This is a genomic window from Mesorhizobium sp. WSM4906 (assembly GCF_029674625.1).
Lineage (GTDB): Bacteria > Pseudomonadota > Alphaproteobacteria > Rhizobiales > Rhizobiaceae > Mesorhizobium.
This window is the reverse complement of record NZ_CP121355.1, coordinates 1,403,544-1,420,501: the sequence shown is the minus strand read 5'-3', so window position 1 is coordinate 1,420,501 and position 16,958 is coordinate 1,403,544. Positions and strand designations below refer to the sequence as shown.

General features: G+C 55.2%; 11 protein-coding genes and 3 pseudogenes. 5 read left to right on the top strand and 9 right to left on the bottom strand.

The features are described from left to right. Window positions 1-12 precede the first annotated feature (12 nt). From QAZ22_RS06680 to QAZ22_RS06665, 4 genes are all read right to left on the bottom strand, one after another. The gene (locus QAZ22_RS06680) at window positions 13-1,791 is read right to left on the bottom strand and encodes an ABC transporter permease subunit (RefSeq protein WP_063169314.1); all 1,779 of its coding nucleotides are present in this window, start codon (window positions 1,789-1,791) and stop codon (window positions 13-15) included. A 20-nt stretch (window positions 1,792-1,811) separates the two neighbouring features. Further along, a complete protein-coding gene (locus QAZ22_RS06675; protein ID WP_224570037.1) occupies window positions 1,812-2,900 on the bottom strand; it encodes an ABC transporter ATP-binding protein in 1,089 nt (362 codons plus the stop codon). A 190-nt stretch (window positions 2,901-3,090) separates the two neighbouring features. Continuing rightward, window positions 3,091-4,197, bottom strand: a complete 1,107-nt coding sequence (locus tag QAZ22_RS06670) for an ABC transporter substrate-binding protein (RefSeq protein WP_063169315.1) — start codon at window positions 4,195-4,197, stop codon at window positions 3,091-3,093. Window positions 4,198-4,259: 62 nt separating this feature from the next. Then, window positions 4,260-5,423, bottom strand: coding sequence for a M20 aminoacylase family protein (locus tag QAZ22_RS06665; RefSeq protein ID WP_063169316.1), 1,164 nt, complete (start codon window positions 5,421-5,423; stop codon window positions 4,260-4,262). Between the two features lie 443 nt (window positions 5,424-5,866). On the opposite strand from QAZ22_RS06665, the gene QAZ22_RS06660 reads away from it, so the two are divergent. After that, window positions 5,867-6,037, top strand: coding sequence for a hypothetical protein (locus QAZ22_RS06660; protein WP_164548526.1), 171 nt, complete (start codon window positions 5,867-5,869; stop codon window positions 6,035-6,037). 85 nt (window positions 6,038-6,122) lie between these two features. Beyond that, window positions 6,123-6,754 (top strand): annotated as a pseudogene (locus QAZ22_RS06655) (IS5 family transposase). Window positions 6,755-6,756: 2 nt separating this feature from the next. Here QAZ22_RS06655 and QAZ22_RS06650 read toward each other — a convergent pair. Further along, entirely contained in the window at window positions 6,757-7,932 is a 1,176-nt protein-coding gene (locus QAZ22_RS06650; RefSeq protein WP_063169317.1) for a Xaa-Pro peptidase family protein, read from the bottom strand. A gap of 258 nt (window positions 7,933-8,190) precedes the next feature. On the opposite strand from QAZ22_RS06650, the gene QAZ22_RS06645 reads away from it, so the two are divergent. After that, window positions 8,191-8,346: a hypothetical protein gene (locus QAZ22_RS06645; RefSeq protein WP_164548527.1), complete on the top strand. Its 156-nt coding sequence runs from the start codon at window positions 8,191-8,193 to the stop codon at window positions 8,344-8,346. A gap of 155 nt (window positions 8,347-8,501) precedes the next feature. After that, a pseudogene (locus QAZ22_RS06640) lies at window positions 8,502-9,958 on the top strand (MFS transporter). Window positions 9,959-10,788: 830 nt separating this feature from the next. On the opposite strand, the gene QAZ22_RS06635 reads toward QAZ22_RS06640, so the two are convergent. From QAZ22_RS06635 to QAZ22_RS06620, 4 genes are all read right to left on the bottom strand, one after another. Next, on the bottom strand, window positions 10,789-13,128 hold the full coding sequence (locus tag QAZ22_RS06635; RefSeq protein ID WP_063170375.1) for a penicillin acylase family protein: 2,340 nt from the start codon (window positions 13,126-13,128) through the stop codon (window positions 10,789-10,791). A gap of 352 nt (window positions 13,129-13,480) precedes the next feature. Continuing rightward, window positions 13,481-14,224: an amino acid ABC transporter ATP-binding protein gene (locus QAZ22_RS06630; RefSeq protein WP_135921822.1), complete on the bottom strand. Its 744-nt coding sequence runs from the start codon at window positions 14,222-14,224 to the stop codon at window positions 13,481-13,483. Window positions 14,225-14,318: 94 nt separating this feature from the next. After that, a complete protein-coding gene (locus QAZ22_RS06625; RefSeq protein WP_063170377.1) occupies window positions 14,319-15,293 on the bottom strand; it encodes an amino acid ABC transporter permease in 975 nt (324 codons plus the stop codon). A 60-nt stretch (window positions 15,294-15,353) separates the two neighbouring features. Continuing rightward, the gene (locus QAZ22_RS06620) at window positions 15,354-16,196 is read right to left on the bottom strand and encodes a transporter substrate-binding domain-containing protein (RefSeq protein ID WP_063169318.1); all 843 of its coding nucleotides are present in this window, start codon (window positions 16,194-16,196) and stop codon (window positions 15,354-15,356) included. Window positions 16,197-16,654: 458 nt separating this feature from the next. Between QAZ22_RS06620 and QAZ22_RS06615 the strand changes: the two are divergent. Next, a pseudogene (locus tag QAZ22_RS06615) lies at window positions 16,655-16,939 on the top strand (alanine dehydrogenase); the annotation flags it as partial. Between the last annotated feature and the right edge of the window lie 19 nt (window positions 16,940-16,958).

The following is a 16,958-nucleotide window of genomic DNA, read 5'->3' as shown; positions in this document are numbered from 1 at the left end:
CTGCCACGCCAGTTAGGCAGCGGCTTCCTGTAATGTTCGCTGCATGCTCGGTCGAGAACGCCACCAGACGGCATAGAGGACAAGCATCCAGATTAAAGGCAGAAGCATCAAAAGAGAAGCGACTGCAGCAATCGTCGGGTCGATTTGGTGGCGGATATTCTCCAGCATCTTCAAGGGCAACGTCCGCACCGACAGACCGCCGACCAAAGACGTTATGACCGCTTCATCGAATGACTGGAGGAATGCGAACATGGCGCCGCCGATCACTCCCGGCCTGATTAACGGCAGTGTTACGCGAAAAAACGTTTGCAGTGGTCCGGCACGCATACTCTTGGCCGCCTGCTCTAACGTCCGATCGAAGTTGGCCAACGTCGCAGAAACGATCACCACCACAATTCCAACAGCGCCGATACTGTGAGCGAGGGCGATACCACCCTTTGTGCCGATTAGACCAATCTGGATGAGACCCAGATAAGTCGCGATACCGACCACGATAACTGGAAAGGTGATAGGCGTGATTATGATCATTGTCAGCACGCCGCGAAGTCTTGCGCTTATTCGGCTCAATCCGAAAGCAGCAAGTGTTCCCAATAGAGTAGAAATAACAGCTACCTCGACACCAATCTCGACGCTGGTCCAAGCTGCTCCGCTCCAAGATGCATCGCCGAAAAACGAGCGATACCATTGAAGCGACAGGCCCGAAGGCGGAAATTGCAAAAATGCCCCGGAACTGAACGACATGATGACAACGATTATCCCTGGGAATAAAAGAAAGGCCATCACCAAAACGATAAAAACGATCGCGACGACTTTAGGCCATCGCCTTTCCGCCCCAGGCACGTAGCGCCGTCCCGTCCACCGTTTGACACGATAGGGACGCAGAATTTCGCTGAAGTTTCGTTTGATAACAAGAACAATGGGTAGTCGGGACATCGAGCCCTTCGGAGCTCGAGTTTGGCTTTGCTCTTGTTTGCCGGAGAGGTCAAGCCCGACCATGGAAAGCACCACAATGGCAAACCCGAGAAGGATGAAGGACGCAGCGGCAATGCGCGGAATATCGAACGAGCTATTCACCTCGGCCGCAATGAAGGTTGAAAGCATGGCATCGCGCAATCCCCCAAGTGCCGCCGGCGTGATATAGAATCCTAGGCAGAACACAAAAACTAGGAGCGAGCCACTCCGTGCGCCTGGAATGCTAAGGGGGAGAAATACACGCCTGAAAGCGGTGAAAGGTCCCGCTCCCATACTGCGTGCAGCAGCCATCAAGGACCGATCGATCCCCATCATCGCACTAACCAAGGGAAGTATCATCATCGGCAGCATGATGTGGACCATGCCAATATAGACCGCGGTTCGGTTATAGATGAGTTGCAGAGGTCGATCGATCAATCCGACGTCCAGCAAGATGTTGTTGATGACCCCGCGATCCCCAAGAATAACAATCCATGCGTAGGTACGCGCCAGCCCACTGGTCAAATAGGGGATGATCACGAGAGCGATGAGCGTCATGCGCAGAGTCTTGGATGCCGTGACGATCAGATACGCGGTTGGATAGCCTACGATTAAGCAGATGGCAGTTGCGACCAGACTTATTTCTATCGTTTGAAAGAGCACCCGCACATTAGCTGGCTGGGCGAAAAACGCTCCGTAGTATTGGAACGAGAAATCGGGGGCATTGACACTGCTTAGGAAAAGCAAGGTTATAGGGGCACCGAAAACCACAAGCAAAAGCGCGAACGCGGGCGCGGTTAACCCAAGTGGCACCTTGGCCATTCTGCGCAAAAGCTTCATGGATATCCCTTATCAATCGCTTATGGCGAAACGAAGCGAATGTCTGACCGCAGCCACGTGAGGCAAACCTCCTCGCCTGGCTGGAAAACAGGTTGGTCTGCCGCGACATGTTCCCGGACGATGAGAACATTGTTGCCAACGCGAACATGGTATTTTCGCAGAGGGCCGGCAAAAATCATATCGTCGACCGCACCGGCAACATATTGCCGCTGGTCCGTTTGAGCCCACTCCGCAGTCTTCGGAAGTACACTGATGCGCTCTGGCCTTATCATCGCAACGGTGCCGATTTGCGGCGCGTTGCCCCCTCTGGCCAGCAACAAGGCATCCTCGAGAATGTTCGCCTCACCCAGAAATTTAGCGACAAAGCACGATGATGGCCGATCATAGAGGGCCTCTGGTGTATCGATTTGCTCGACACGTCCTGCGCGCATTACAACAATCCGGTCTGACAGAGTAAGCGCCTCCTCCTGGTCATGCGTAACGCACACCGTCGTGATACCGAACTCCTTGTGCAAGCTCTTCATCTCGATCTGCATCTGCTCACGCAGGTTACGGTCGAGTGCGCCAAGCGGTTCATCAAGTAATAGGAAGGGTGGATCGGCAATCAGCGCGCGGGCTAGCGCCACGCGCTGCTGCTGACCGCCACTCAATTGGGATGGCATGCGACCGCCGAATTCCCCTAGATGCACGCGCTCAAGCATACGGGCTACCCGAACCTTCCTCTGATCGGGAGCCATGCCCCGCATTTCGAGAGGGAATTCCAGGTTTCGAGCCACTGTGAGATGCGGGAACAGCGCATAGCTCTGGAACACAATTCCTTGATCGCGCCGGTAGGACGGGACCGAAGCCACTGAATGGCCGGCGATCATAATATCACCCGAACTCGGGGCCTCAAAGCCGGCCAAGAGCATCAGGGTAGTGGTCTTACCCGAGCCGCTCGGGCCGAGAATCGTCAAGAACTCGCCGCGACGCACGGTCAGCGACAGATCCCTGACCGCCGGAACACTCCCGTACATCTTGGTAACACTGCTGAACTGAATTTGTGGCACCGATTGGTTCACATCTGCAGCGTCAACTTCCGAACGGGGGGCGGTATTCATTGCGTGCATGTTCACTGTGGCTCCTCCACCATCGCTGGCGTGCATTAGCAGGCATTTGCCGTACCTTCTGCCGTCGTACCCGATGCCGTGAGCGGAGAGGCTAGTGGGCTACCCCGCTCCCCGTCACATTTTCAGCATCAGTTTCGACTTTAGCCCGGTATGGAGTTACCCCGACCGGACTTTCGCACTTCAACCAACCCTACTGCAGGATCCACTCATTCCACCGCTGGATAAGCATCTCAGTGTTGGAAACACCGCTGGGGCCTACCTCATTGTACCATTTGCCGTTGATGGAAACGCTGCTCTTGATGTAATCTGGGTGGGTAGGGAGCTTGCGCGCAACTTTCTCGGGAAGAAGTTTGAACGCATTGCCGTTGCTTGGTCCCTCAGGAAACAATTGGCAAAATGCTGCCTGACGTTCCGCGCGAGTGGCGAATTCGATAAACTTCTGCGCAGCCTTCGCGTTGGGTGAACCCTTTGGAATGACCCAATAATCCCACTGCAGCTTCGCCTGGTTTCGATTGATCTCCGTCGCGGCGCCCTGATCGATCAACAGTAGAGCTCTTCCGTCATACGATTGAGCGATGTCAACGACCTTATCATGCAACATCTGTTGAATCTCTGATCCGCTGCTCCACCACTTACGGATGTGCGGCTTTATTTTGTCCAAACTGGCAAACACCCGGTCGATATCCATCGGGTAGAGCTTATCGGGAGATACACCGTCCGCTAACAGGGCCTCTTCCCAGGGTCCTTCTGAACCAAACTGGCCGGACACCAAGGTGCGAACGCCGGGAAACTTATCAGCATCCCAGAATTCAGCCCAGTTTGTCGGCCGGGGTTTATCAGCTGGGAATACGTCTGTGCTATATACCATATTATATGAGTAAATCAAATTTGCCACGCCAAACGGTTGCTTGGCAAATTCATAAATTCCGTCTAGCTCTTCTTTCCTGAACAAGGAGTAATCAATTTCTTCAAGAATTCCTTTCTTAGCTGCGACCAAGCCGGACCCTTGCGTAAGCGCCCCGACATCTACCGTGACATTGCCCGATTTTACCATCAACTCGACCTGTCCCATACCCATGTCGTCGGTGATTGGGTTGACCTTGATACCGGTCTCAGCTTCAAATGGCTTAGCGTAAGCCTCAATGTTAGCCTTTCCCCAATCGCCGCCGCCTAGCACTACGTTGATCTGGTTGGGTGTTTGGGCCGCAACGCGGCCCGCAATTGAAGACAGAGCGCCAGCCGCCATGGCGGTCGATGTCGCCTGCAGCAATCGTCGGCGATTTATTTCGTATTTCATGTCGTTACCCTCTTCTTGTGATCTCAGCCTTGATTAGCCAAGGTTGTTTTGCTTGGACAATGTCATGGTGCTAGAGCAGCCTCGGCCAAGTTGACCCAGTATCCAATGCCGTATGGCAGTGCTTCATCGTTAAAGTCGTAGGTTGGATTATGGAGAGCAGCAGTCGATCCATTTCCAAGCAGTATACATGCCCCCGGCCGCGCCTCTAGCATGTACGCGAAGTCCTCTGACCCCAAACTAGGTTTGACTTTGGGGTTCACCGATGAATGGCCGACCAGAGCACGCGCCACCTCTGTTGCCCGACGCGTTTGATCGGGATGATTGACAGTGAGGGGCTCCAGGCGGCGATGCTGAAACTCGACCTTCGCCCCGGAAGCGCGTGCAATATTTTCCGCGCACGCCTCAATCTGTTTTTCAGCGAAGTCGCGCAAAATCGGTGACAGTGTCCTGACTGTTCCGGCAATCTCCGCGCGTTCGGGAATGATGTTGTAAGCTTGTCCGGCGTTCAGCTTTGTGACGGAGATCACCAGGGACTCGGTGGGGTCCGTGTTGCGTGAGACTAGTGTCTGCAAGCCTAAAATGATCTGAGCTGCAACAACGACGGGGTCAATTGTCAGATGGGGAGCGGCCGCGTGACCCCCTCTGCCTTTGACCACAATATCGAACTCGTCGAGCGCGGCAAAAATCGAACCTTCGCAAATGCCGAACGCACCAACCTCCATGCCTGGCCAATTGTGCATGCCAAAGACCTGAGATATCCCGAAACGGTCCATGATCCCCTCCTGGACCATTCTTTGGCCGCCGCGGCCATCTTCCTCGGCAGGTTGGAAGATCAGGGCAACGGACCCTTTGAAGTTCCGGGTCGCGGCGAGGTATTTCGCGGCGCCAAGGAGCATTGCAGTATGCCCGTCGTGACCACACGCGTGCATCTGTCCGGACCTTTTCGACGTCCAAGGTTTGCCTGAAGCTTCGAGTATAGGCAGAGCGTCCATGTCGGCCCGCAACCCGATAGTGGGCCCATCTCCGAGTTGACCTTGGATCAACGCAACCACGCCGGTTTCAGCTATCCTGCACTCGATGTGGTTAATCCCGAAGGAAGCCAGCTTTTCCGCCACAAATGCCGCTGTGTCATTCACCCGATAGTCAAGCTCCGGATTCTCGTGCAGGTACCGGCGCCAAGTCATCGCTTCGATCTCGATCTCCTTGAACCTGTCAACGCCAACCATAGGCACGTTCCCGCATTTGAGTAATTTGGATCAGGCGCCGGTGCGTAATTAATGATCGATGCCACCGGTGTTTTCGTCAAATGCAGTTTGGATATCGTAACCATCTAGAACCGAGATAGCCCCGCGTTCAGGCCTCGGTGTTGGCGCCGGCGACTGCGACCCGATAACAAGCCGTTTGCCCTCAAATGGATAAGCTTCGGCCTTAGAGGACCAGCTGCGAAGTGCTGGCAATCATAAACTCTGGCTCTGCTGGCAACGGCCAATGGCAAAGGTCTGAGTAGGAAGAGCTGTCACCATCGCGACACTCCTCCCCCTCCCACGACCTACTTTCCAGGACTGCATGCGCTTTGCCACTCAATCCGCAAACCGCAGACCCTAGGCGGCGTGGACAAATTCGATGTTAGCAGGGTCGCTTTCCTGCGATCGGGTTGTTAGCATTGGGAATGACACTGGAAGAAGAGAGCGAACGAGCTACGTCGATGCTGATTGGCAAGGTTGTTCGCCGTGTCATGCGCCACCGCGATGGAGAGGTGGTGATCGAGTTTGAGGATGGCAGCCGATTTTTCGCGGATAGCGACAGCCCTCTCGAACTGTCCATCACCTTGGCGGAATAGTATATCCGCCTTACGGAATTTCGGACGTCGATGCGATTGACGTAGCCCAAGAGGATTGATTCAAGGCTGCTTTTTGGAGGCAGGTTTGAGCAGGGGCGATCTCACCGAAGCAGAATGGCGTGTTCTCAAGGGCTTGCTGCCCATCGACCCTGACAAACGCGGCCGAGGTAGACCTCCCAAGCAGAATCGTTCGATCATCAACGGCATTCTCTGGCGGCTCCGCTGCGGCGCTCCATGGCGGGATGTCCCGCCCAAATACGGCAGTTGGAACACCATCTATCGTCGGTTCCGACGCTGGAGCGAGGCCGGGGTCTGGGAGACCGTGGCGGTAATGCTCGCCGAGGTCATGGCGGACAGCGGCCACTACAGCATCGACAGCACCACAGTTCGCGCCCATGTCTCGGCAGCGGGCGGAAAAGGGGGACTCGTGCACCGGACGCCTTCCTTGCGGACAAGGGCTACGATGCCGATACCATTCGCGCCGATCTCGCCGAGCGGAAGATTAAACCCGTCATACCCGGCCGATCAAACCGCCGCGTGAAGATCGAGTATGACCGGGCGCTCTACAAGCAGCGGAACCGAATCGAGCGCATGTTCGGCCACCTCAAAATCAACCGGGCCATTGCCACCCGCTACGATCAATTGGCCAATAGCTTCCTCGGAATGGTCTACCTAGCCACCGCCAGATACTGGCTCAAATTTGTCCACGCCGCCTAGCATCACGCCCGATAAAGTGTTGGCGGGATTTCGCTCAGGAGTTCCGCGCCGCGCTCTGTCACGAGCACGTGTGCGCCGGCACCAAATAGGTAGCCACTTTCGCTGCACAAAATGTTTGGCATGTGCAGGGTCATGCCAGCTCGGAGTGGTTCATTTACATCGGGCTCCAGGCTTAGGTCGCCGCGCTCAGTCCAATTGATGCCAGTTTGGTATCCTGTTCGTTGGCGGAAGACGCCCTTGCGTCCAGATCGCTTCAACACCTCGCCCCCAGCAGCGTGAACGTCCGCCGGCGTAGCACCTGGTCGAATCGAGGAGACAAGGGCCGCAATGACCTCTTCAGCCAAGCCGTGCAAAGATTCGGTTTCGGGATGTTTGCCAAGGACTGCGCATCGAACCATTCCCACTGTATACCCGTGTTTCGAAGCCCCTATCTCCAGAAAGGCAGGTTCGTTGTTGCTGAGAGGATGATGGGTCGCTGGCGCATGGGGCAACTTCACTCGCTCTCCAAACAAAATGGTACCCGGCGCAAGCCCGATATCCCCAGCGGCGTTGCTGGGGTCGTTTGTTACCGCCGCAGCTAGGGCCGCTGCCATTTCGATCTCCGTAATGCCGGGACGAAGCGATTGCTGAAAGGTTCGAATTGCCACGTCAGTGAGTCGAACAGCATCGCGCATACACGCCAACTCAAGTTCTCCTTTCACTGCTGACACTGACGAGACCAGTCGGGTGACGTCAGTAATCTTCAGATCCGGGAGCTGGTCTTGGACTGCGCGCACGTCGGCGGGCGCGAGATTCCAGCAGCCAAGCTCGAAACCGACTCGCTTATTGTCCAGTCCGAGTCGACGCAATACATCGGCGCAGACCCTGCCAAAATCAGGCTGATGTGTATAGGTTTCAATTTCCTCGATGCAGCTATATGAACGTACTGCCTGCTCGTCATATTCTCGGACAACAAATATCGGGACCCGACCCGGCATCAGAATAAGAGGGAAAGGCGCGAAATATCCACCGCTCCCATCGTAGCCGCTGAGATACTTCAAGTGGCCGTGCGCCGTTACTACGATTGCGTCCAAGCCTGCCGTAGCAACCGCATCCAGCACATTGTTTTGCCGGCGCTCATACTCTGATATCGGAAACGGTACACCAGTCAGAGGAATTGCGGAGCGTGTCGTCGCCATATCTCACCTCAATCAGTGTGTCGTGGTTTGGTTGCGCAAAACGCGCGATCGCGTCCATGTTCGAAATTGAACAAAAGCTTCGCCGGCTCATGCGGGGTGACAATCCCCTTTCCTGGCGGCTAGCGTCAAATGCTGTTTTTATATCGGCTGCATCTCGCAGCGAGATGCGCATAGTGCCTTCATCGGCCGCTCAATGCAGGCAACGCTGGTCTCCGACAGCTTTGTTCTCGCCAGAGGATCGCCGACAAAGGCGCCGAGTTGCTCGGCAAGCTCGTCAGCCTCGGCCAGAAGAACCATGCTGACGACCTTGAGCTTGGCAGCGAGTCGGCGCGCCTTCGCATTCTTGCCGGCGAAGCCGCCGACGCCGGGGGAACTGTGCCGGCGCCACGCAACAGCATGTTTGCACTGATGTAAGGCCGCTGCGACACCAGCGACGGCTCTCCGCCGCCACCTCCGCATCTCGCTACCAGATGACACTAATACAAAGACTGCATTTGGCGCATCCGACGTGTAAGAGGATCGTGTCGCGCGAAGTGGTTAAGCTTGGCGGAACCGAATCGGTCGGAGCAATGAGCAAAGCGGCGGGCGCAGATGCGGATGTAGTTTCGCCGAAGACGTTTGCGCCGCTCAGGAATACGACATTTCGCTCAATCTGGTTTAGCCTCTCAAGTCTCTTCCCTTGGCTGGCTGATGCAGACCGTTGCTATCAGCTGGCTAATGGCAACGGTTCCGACCTCCGATCTGATGGTTGCGCTCGAGCAGGCTTCGTCTAACCTGCCCGCTTTCATTTTGTCCATTTTCGCTAGGGGTTCTCGCCGACAACTTCAGCCGTCGAAGAGTCATGTTCGCCGGCCGATGCCTAATGGTAATAGCATCCGCGATGCTACGGCTTCAGTGGTGCTGGGCTTTATCGCCCCGTGGATGATCTTCGGCTTCAGCTTCTTGATCGCAAGTGGTGCCGCGCTCAACGATACCGCCTGGCAGGCTTCTGTTGGCGATATTGTGGACCGACGCGAAGTTCCCGCTGCCGTCACCCTCCTCTCCATTGGCTTCAACACTGCACGGACCGTGGGACCGGCGCTCGCGGCATCATGATTGCGTCGTTCGGACTTATGACGGCTTTCGCTATGTTTACACTCACCTATATGATCCCTTTGGTCACCATATGGCGATGCAAATGGAAGGTTCGCTCCTCACTTCTCCCACGTGAGTCAATGAGGACGGCCATCTATGACAGGCTGCGCTTCACAGCGATGTCATCGGAAATCAAGACGGCGATCGCCCGCGGAACCTTCTTTGGCCTGTCGGGCATCGCCATACTCGCACTGCTGCCATTGGTTGTCCGCGATCAGCTGGGCGAAGGACCGCTCGCCTATGGCACCATCATCGCCGGCTTCGGCACAGGCGCCGTCATGGCTGGCGTCGCCAACAGCCTATTAAGACGGAGCTTGTCAGAAGAGCAACTAATGACGCTGGCATGCGTCGCCTGTGCGGCGTGCTCCCTTTTTCTGGCACTGCCTCTTCCATTGCGAGCGGCGTCCTGTTTCCCCTTCGCGAGGGTCGCGAGGCCGAGCCCGACCCTTTGGAGGAATTCGACGCGCCGGCAGTCGCCCTCAGTCTCAAGCCGAGAAGCGGCCCCATCGTGGTCAAAGTCGAGTACCTCATACTCGTGGAAAATCTAGAAGAATTCCTCGCCATGCGCGGGTGCCGGCATGTACAGAGTCGCGTTGGTGCTCGGCACTGGACTCTCCAGCGCAACCTTCAGGAGCCTGTGCTATGGACGGAGACATTCCGTACGCCGACCTGGACCGACTACCTTCGCCTGAATCATCGCCTTACCGAGGCCGACAAGGAACTGGACGAGAGAATCATCCTCCTCCACAAAGGAAAGCATTCTCCACGAATAACATTGTCAATCGAGCGCCCCACGAGTGCTCCACGCAAGCCTGAGTCATCAACGCCTTTTTTCCCCCGCCATTCAACGAAACGGCCAGCGTGCCACCGCAGGCTGAATGAAGATACATAAGAAGGCACGTCAACTGCTAACCACATCGGGCGGGCAACAAGCATCGCCGCCTTCGGGTATATGACAGACAGAATGTAGCGGACTTGAAAAATGAAAGGCGCTCACCCACCGCCAACATTTCTCGGCTGGTTCCCGGCATTCAAGGTCCTGCGGCTATACGCGAAGGCGGCAAGCCGCGTTGAAGTCGTCGATATTCAGTCGCATCGAAGGACAATGACGTGTTGCCCTGATGCCACTCTCTGCGAGGTTAGCTTGTTTCTCGGATGAGGAGACAGACAATGGTCTGCCCCCTGAAAGGTCCTCCCTGAGGTATGTGTCCATTCTTGAACTCGGCTCGACAATGATAGCGAACCCTGTTGACCGTCGCACTGTCAGTCTCGAATCAAGTGCTCTCCTACAGCAGATGCGATTATCGCCAATGCGTACTGGTAGCGCCCGAAGCGCGCGTTATCGGCAGCCGCCGAGGGCCGTGATGCGGCCGCGATCGAGCCTTGTAGTAACAGACGCGCTCTCCGGTGGTCGGGCCAGCACCTTACCCCTCTTCCCTATGGCCCCAAGGCAGAGCAATTGCCAATGCGGGACATCCCGCTTCTAAGTCTCCTGCAACATTATTGGAGGCCGCGACGGCCCTGCTCGTGACGATCAGGGGTGGTCGCCGCACACCAGCGGGATCATTGCCCCACAAGCGCATCCAGATTCCGGCCGGGCGTTCCGCTGTCAATATCAAAGTCGGCCGGCGGGCGCTAAAGTGTCGATCCTCACCTTGCCGCCAGGTGAGTTCGACCGATATGTTCCTGCTACAATGGTAAGCGGCCTATACTGTCGCATCCTCAACAGTCAGCGGGAGACAGGACGACCCTATGTTCGAGCTCCCTCCGTATGGACTCCTCTGAATATAACAAGGGCTTGTATTCGCCCCGTTGCCAATCGTGATTGAGGTCACGATAATGACTTGAGATCGGAACACCCGACTGACCTGGATTGTTAATAAAGAGACTGTCATCCCATGACCCAACGTCCATGATTATCCGCACTGACGGTCCTTCTGAAACAGAGAATTGGCCGCTTCGGTAACTCGAAAAATTGAGCGTTGAGCTACTTCCGCCGAGGGCTATGGCGCCCAACGACCATTGTTCAGACGTCAGTGCCTGCAGAGGGTGGCGCAAATCAAGCTTATGTATACTGCCCCATGCCCATGAGGCAGAATCGTCGCCAAATCGACATATGCATTCACTCCAGGCAGAAGTTAGGGATTCCATTATGGAATGCTTCAACTTTTCACTAGGCTCTGCCTGTTCGAGCCAAGAGGCTATGGCCGAAGGCTGTAAAGGCACGAGCAGTGCCAACACTTCATCGTCAGCGCTTTCTAAGCGAGCTACTGTCGGGCCAAGGTGTTTGCTAAGCCAAATCTCAAAGAACGCGGCGGCTGGCGAACTCGCATCCAAATGCCGGTCCCAGTTAGAAAATAAGTGCAACGCAGGCATGTTTGCAACCGAACCGAGAAGAGTGTCTAGTTTCGCAAGAATACGAACTGCTATCGGCGAATACACCGAACATTGCAGCGACATGCAGTCCCGCAACGAGATCTTCTCTGATCGTGAGAGAGTTGTATGAAGGGTATCATGTCTGCTGCTGTCAGACCACTCGTAGCCAAAAGCAGGATGCGATCTACTCCATTCCTCCGGAACATTCATTGCGTTGGCAGTGGCGACAAAACCTTTGGCGGGGTTCATCTCGAACGGCCCATCGTCCGGTGACAAATACCCTTCCCATTCGAACCGACCGTCTCCTGGAACCGGAAGCAGGCCGTCCCAATTTCTTCGGACCGGAGCCGCACCTGACGGTTTCCACGCAATTACATTCGACGTGTCCGCATAGATGTGATTAACTGAAGGACAACCCCAGTTTGCTAGACTGGAGGTGTATTCTGAAAATGTCTTAGAGCGCATTACGGCCAAGCTGGCCATGTAAGGTGCCATGCCGGGATCCATCCATACGGTTCTCAGTGCGAAGGCGCGGTCTTTTTCAGCATTTTGGTTTAAAATGGGTCCATGGCGTGTGAACTGAAGCTTTACCTCCTGGTCGGTGTGGGCGCGAACTGGAATTTTCTCGTGTATAGTCTTCACCTGCTCCCAGGCCCCTTTATATAAGTATTTATTTCCCTCACTCTTGGTTTCGTAAACATAAATATCTTCTTGGTCAGCGCCGAAAATAGTCAGACCAAAGGCGGCTGTCCCGTTGTGACCCATGGAGATTCCTGGGATCATAGGCTCTCCAGCGCCAATTACATCGAGCCCGGGCATACTCAGGTGTACAAGATACCTGATGGACGGAAGGACGTGCTTGCGATGCGGGTCTAGAGCAAGGATTGGTCGCTCCGTTGTGGTTTTTGTTGCGGATATGGCCCAGTTGTTTGAGCCCTCTTGGAACACCGTCTGCATGATCTCATCACTCGGTGTTACGCGGGTCCAACGGTCAGCTTCCTGAAGACTTGCTGCAAGTCTTTCCCTCGAGAATGAGACGGGACAGATTGCCAAGCGAAAATCCTGCAGTACTCGATCTGTCATAAAGGCGAGGTCAAGGCCCTCCGCTGGTCGTGGCGCTATCGGAGGTGACAATTCTTGTCTCAACCTGTCGAGGCGGGTACCTCGTTCCACACCTGCCAATGCCATCACCCTGCAGCGCAGAAGCTCCGAAATCGCATTTCGGGTTAGTGAGTGCGTTCGCACGCGAACGACGTCTTCGGGTTTCCAATAGTCGGGAGTGTGACCGAGGAGGCCAAACTCGGGTGGCAAGGCAATCAAACCGTCATGGCAACTGTCTACGTAGGAATTGATCCCCTCGGCAAACGCTGAGCATATCTCTTCGGAATCCGGGCCGTACGCCTGCCATTCTGCACTCATGGCTCCGCGAAATAAAAAGAGACGCGCCGCCCGATCCTGCTCCAAATATCCGGGGCCAAAGTCTCGTGACAGGAGACCGAGACCTCGTTTGCGCGCAATATCAATTTGCCAGAGGCGGTCTCGAGCTGCATTCCAACCCTGCGCGAAAAATAGGTCGTGCAAGTTCTGAGCCTTGATATGAGGAACCCCCCATTTATCAATGTCGATCGTGACCTCACTCTTAAGCTTGTCGGAGCTGTGGCGGTCGAAGGTTATGTTCTTTAACATGTGTTGATCCGTTTGGTTCACCCAAAGATGGTCGGGAATCTGCCAGAGGACGACGTCTGCAGATTGTGGTCGGTTGCGGGCAGAGGGTTGAGGCCGCACTCTTGCAACCTGATCATGTGTGGCGAGCCAATCCTCAGCGCGCCTGGACGCGAACTGGCACGGTGGGCTGCGCACAAGCTCAGCGGGATCCTACTCTCGCGCTTCCGGGAACGAGGCGCTTGCCGAGAACGCTCTGATGTATGTCAGCCAATACGTACGAATACAATATCCGCACATGTTGTCTCGCTGGCCTGAGGCAACGCATTCGATACACAGTAACTCGGTCGAACGGCCTCGTTGAAGGATGGCTCCCTCAATGCGACAAGATCTGGCTGAGAAACAATTTCGTTCTTTCGTGCTGCGGGTTTCTGAAGAAGTCGTGCGGTGTACCCTCTTCGACGATCTCACCTCGATCCATGAAGATTACTCGATCGGCCACGGCGCGCGCAAAGCCCATCTCGTGGGTGACGCATACCATGGTCATGCCGTCGCGTGCGAGTCCGGTCACAGTCTCGAGCACTTCAGCGACCATCTCTGGATCGAGCGAGGAGGTCGGCTCATCGAAGAGCATGACTGCAGGCTCCATACAGAGGGACCGGGCAATTGCGACGCGCTGCTGCTGTCCCCCGGAGAGCTGAGCCGGATATTTGTTCGCCTGTTCGGGAATGCGCACGCGCTCTAGGAATTTAAGCGCGATCTTTCTAGCCTCACCCTCTGGAACGCCCTTTATCCACATCGGCGCCGCCATACAGTTCATCAGCACGGTCATGTGCGGGAAAAGATTAAAGTGCTGAAAAACCATGCCGACGCTTTTGCGAACTTCAGCTACGTTGCGCATTTTGTTATGTAACCTAATCCCAGTGACGGTAATCTCGCCATCCTGGTGCGCTTCGAGCCGATTGACGCAACGGATCAGCGTCGACTTTCCCGAGCCTGAGGGCCCACAGATGACGATACGTTCGCCCTTGCGGACGGTTAGGTTGATGTCAGTTAGTGCTCTGAAGGCACCATACCATTTGGATACATTCTTAGCTTCGATGACTTCGTCGCTCAATATTGCATCTCTCTTGTTCATTGGCGCATCTGTAAGTGCCTTGAAAATGGCCGAACCAACTTAGACGTCTTTTTTAGCTTGACCAATGAATTCACGATCATCGCTTCTTACTTCTGGCAAAATGGTCCTCGATCCGGGATTGGACCAGTTCCAGGCAGGCGGATAAAATCCAATAAATCATTGCCGCTGTTACTAGCATCTCCATAGTATGGAAGGTTGGCTGGCCGAGTGAGTGAGCTAGATACGTCAGCTCCCAAACGCCAAGAACCGAAACGAGAGAGCTGTCTTTGAGCATTGAGATGAACGTGTTTCCCATCGGGGGAATGATAACCGGAAGCGCTTGCGGCAGAATGATTCTGCGCATTGTGAGCGCAAAGCCGAAACCTAATGACCGGGATGCCTCCCACTGGCCGCGATCGATGCTGGCTATGCCCGAACGGAAGATCTCCGTCATGTAGGCACCACTGCATAGCGAAAGCGCCAACACGCCTGCAGGCACGGCATTAATAACGTAACCTACCTGGGGCAAGCCCATGTAGATCAGATAAACCTGCATGAGAAGCGGCAGACCCCGGAAGCATGAAGTGTAGAAGCTGACTATCGCGTAAGCCATGCCGTTGCTTGACAGTTTCGCAATCGCGCCGATTATTGCGATAGCCGACGCAAATAGCAGTGACATCGCTGATACGTAAACTGTAGTAACTACCCCCTGCGTAATTAGAAATGGCAGGTTTGCCCAAATAAATGGCATGCTTAAGTCAAATGCCGCGAAGAGCGAAAGGAACAGTAGCACCAACTCAAACCATACGATCCCGATTTGGATTTTGAGCGGGACAAAACCAATCAGCACGAGGTTGAGGCAGAACATTGCGGCAATTACAAAAGCGATCGCAATGCGACTGTAAAACTTCACTTGTGCGTGATCGCCAATCACGGGCCGTAGGAGTTCGCCCATCGTGGTGCCCGCTACGTTGAAGATAAGAAAAACCGCGAGCACAATTGCAAATATGCAGCCGATAAACCATGGCTTGTGGACGAGCACCTCAGATTCAACTGTATCGTGGTAAAGCATAAGCATTTTCTTCCTAAGAAGAGGCGCCCCCGGGAAGGGGACGCCCACGATTGTGTCATGTTATTTATCGACGCTGAAATCCCCCCCGAACCACTTGACCGAGAGTTTAGCAAGAGTGCCGTCATCCTTCATCTTCTTGACCGCGGCAGCGACCTTGTCGATAAACTCCTTATCGCCACGCTCGATTGTGACAGCGCCCGGGGCGTAGAATAAGGGATCGCCAATAACCTTCAATGGATAGCCAGATTTGATTGCCGCAGCCGCCGTCGTTCCTTCAGTAATGACGCCATCGAGACGAACACCATCGCCGAGGCGCAGGTCGTCAAGCGTAAGAGAGTTAGCACTTGGATAAGCCTTCACTTGGCCCGCTGTAAATTGATATTGTATTGGCTTAGCGCCGATCCATGCCGGTGTGAGCTTGTGATTGGCATACAAATCGCCAAGAGTTCCCGCTCGGACGCCGACGATCTTGCCCTCCAGGTCGGAAGGCTTCGTCGCTTTGCTATCCTTGTGAACGACAGCGACTTCGCCTTCGTAGAAGTACATGGCCGGGAAGGCGAATTTTTTGGCGCGATCGTTGGTCGGCGTCATTTGACCCATGGCCATGTCCCAACGCCCCCCCCACTGGCCTGCCTGAATGATATCCCAGCCCGGGGTCACGAATTTGATCTTCACGCCCAAGTAGTCCGCAATGCCCTTCGCGACCTCTACATCATCACCGTCGAGTTCATGTTGGTCGTTCAAGTGAGACAAGGCTCCCCAGTCGGACCCGACCGCTACCGTCAATGTCTGTGCCGCGAGCACACGATCAAGGACTTCGCCGGCGCAAGCCTTGGCTGACAAAGACATCGACGCAACCGCCATGGAGACTGCAACTACGACCGTCGTTACATGATTGTTCATCTATAGTTCCCTTTTTTCTCGTTCTTATTTTCTTGAAAGCTACCTTCGTCGCCACCGAGAGGAGTGTCTTAGCGGTGCGCCATTGCTCCCTGCTGATTGGACCCATCCCGGTCCGTCATTTAACGAACGACACCTTATCGCTCTGCATTGTTGGCATTCAGCGAAATCGAGTTCGATGATGCAGGTTTCCTGCGAACTACCCTTGGCTTTCGCCGGATCGCTCTGGCGATTTCACAAAGCACGGATACCCTGGCCTCAGAGAGGTCGGCGAACTCGCCAACTCGCTGGACTCCGAAGGCTGCAGATTGCATCGCCACAAGACGTCTTGTTTGGAAGGATCTAAACTGGACTGGCGCGTTGAATTACACCTTGCAGGGCTGACTCTGGTCACGTGGGAACTGCGGTCCAAGCCCCTCTCTCTCCCTAATCTCGACCTCCCTAATCTCGACCTCCCTAATCTCGACGACCTCTTCGCCGGCCGTGTGCGCACCCGCTACTCAACCGTCGGGGCGCTCGAGGAAGAATGCTTCTCTGCCGACATCGTGGTCGGGGCCGTGCTGATCGCCGGTGCTGCCGCGCCAAAGCTCGTCACCCGCGAAATGATGTCCGGCATGAAGAAGGGCTCGGAGCTGGTCGACGTCGCTATTGACCAGGGCGGTTGCTTCGAGACGTCGCATGCGACGACTCAAGCCGAGCCCACCTACGAAGGCGACGGCGTTATCCACTATCGCGTCGCCAACATGCAGAGTCGCCCATGCCATT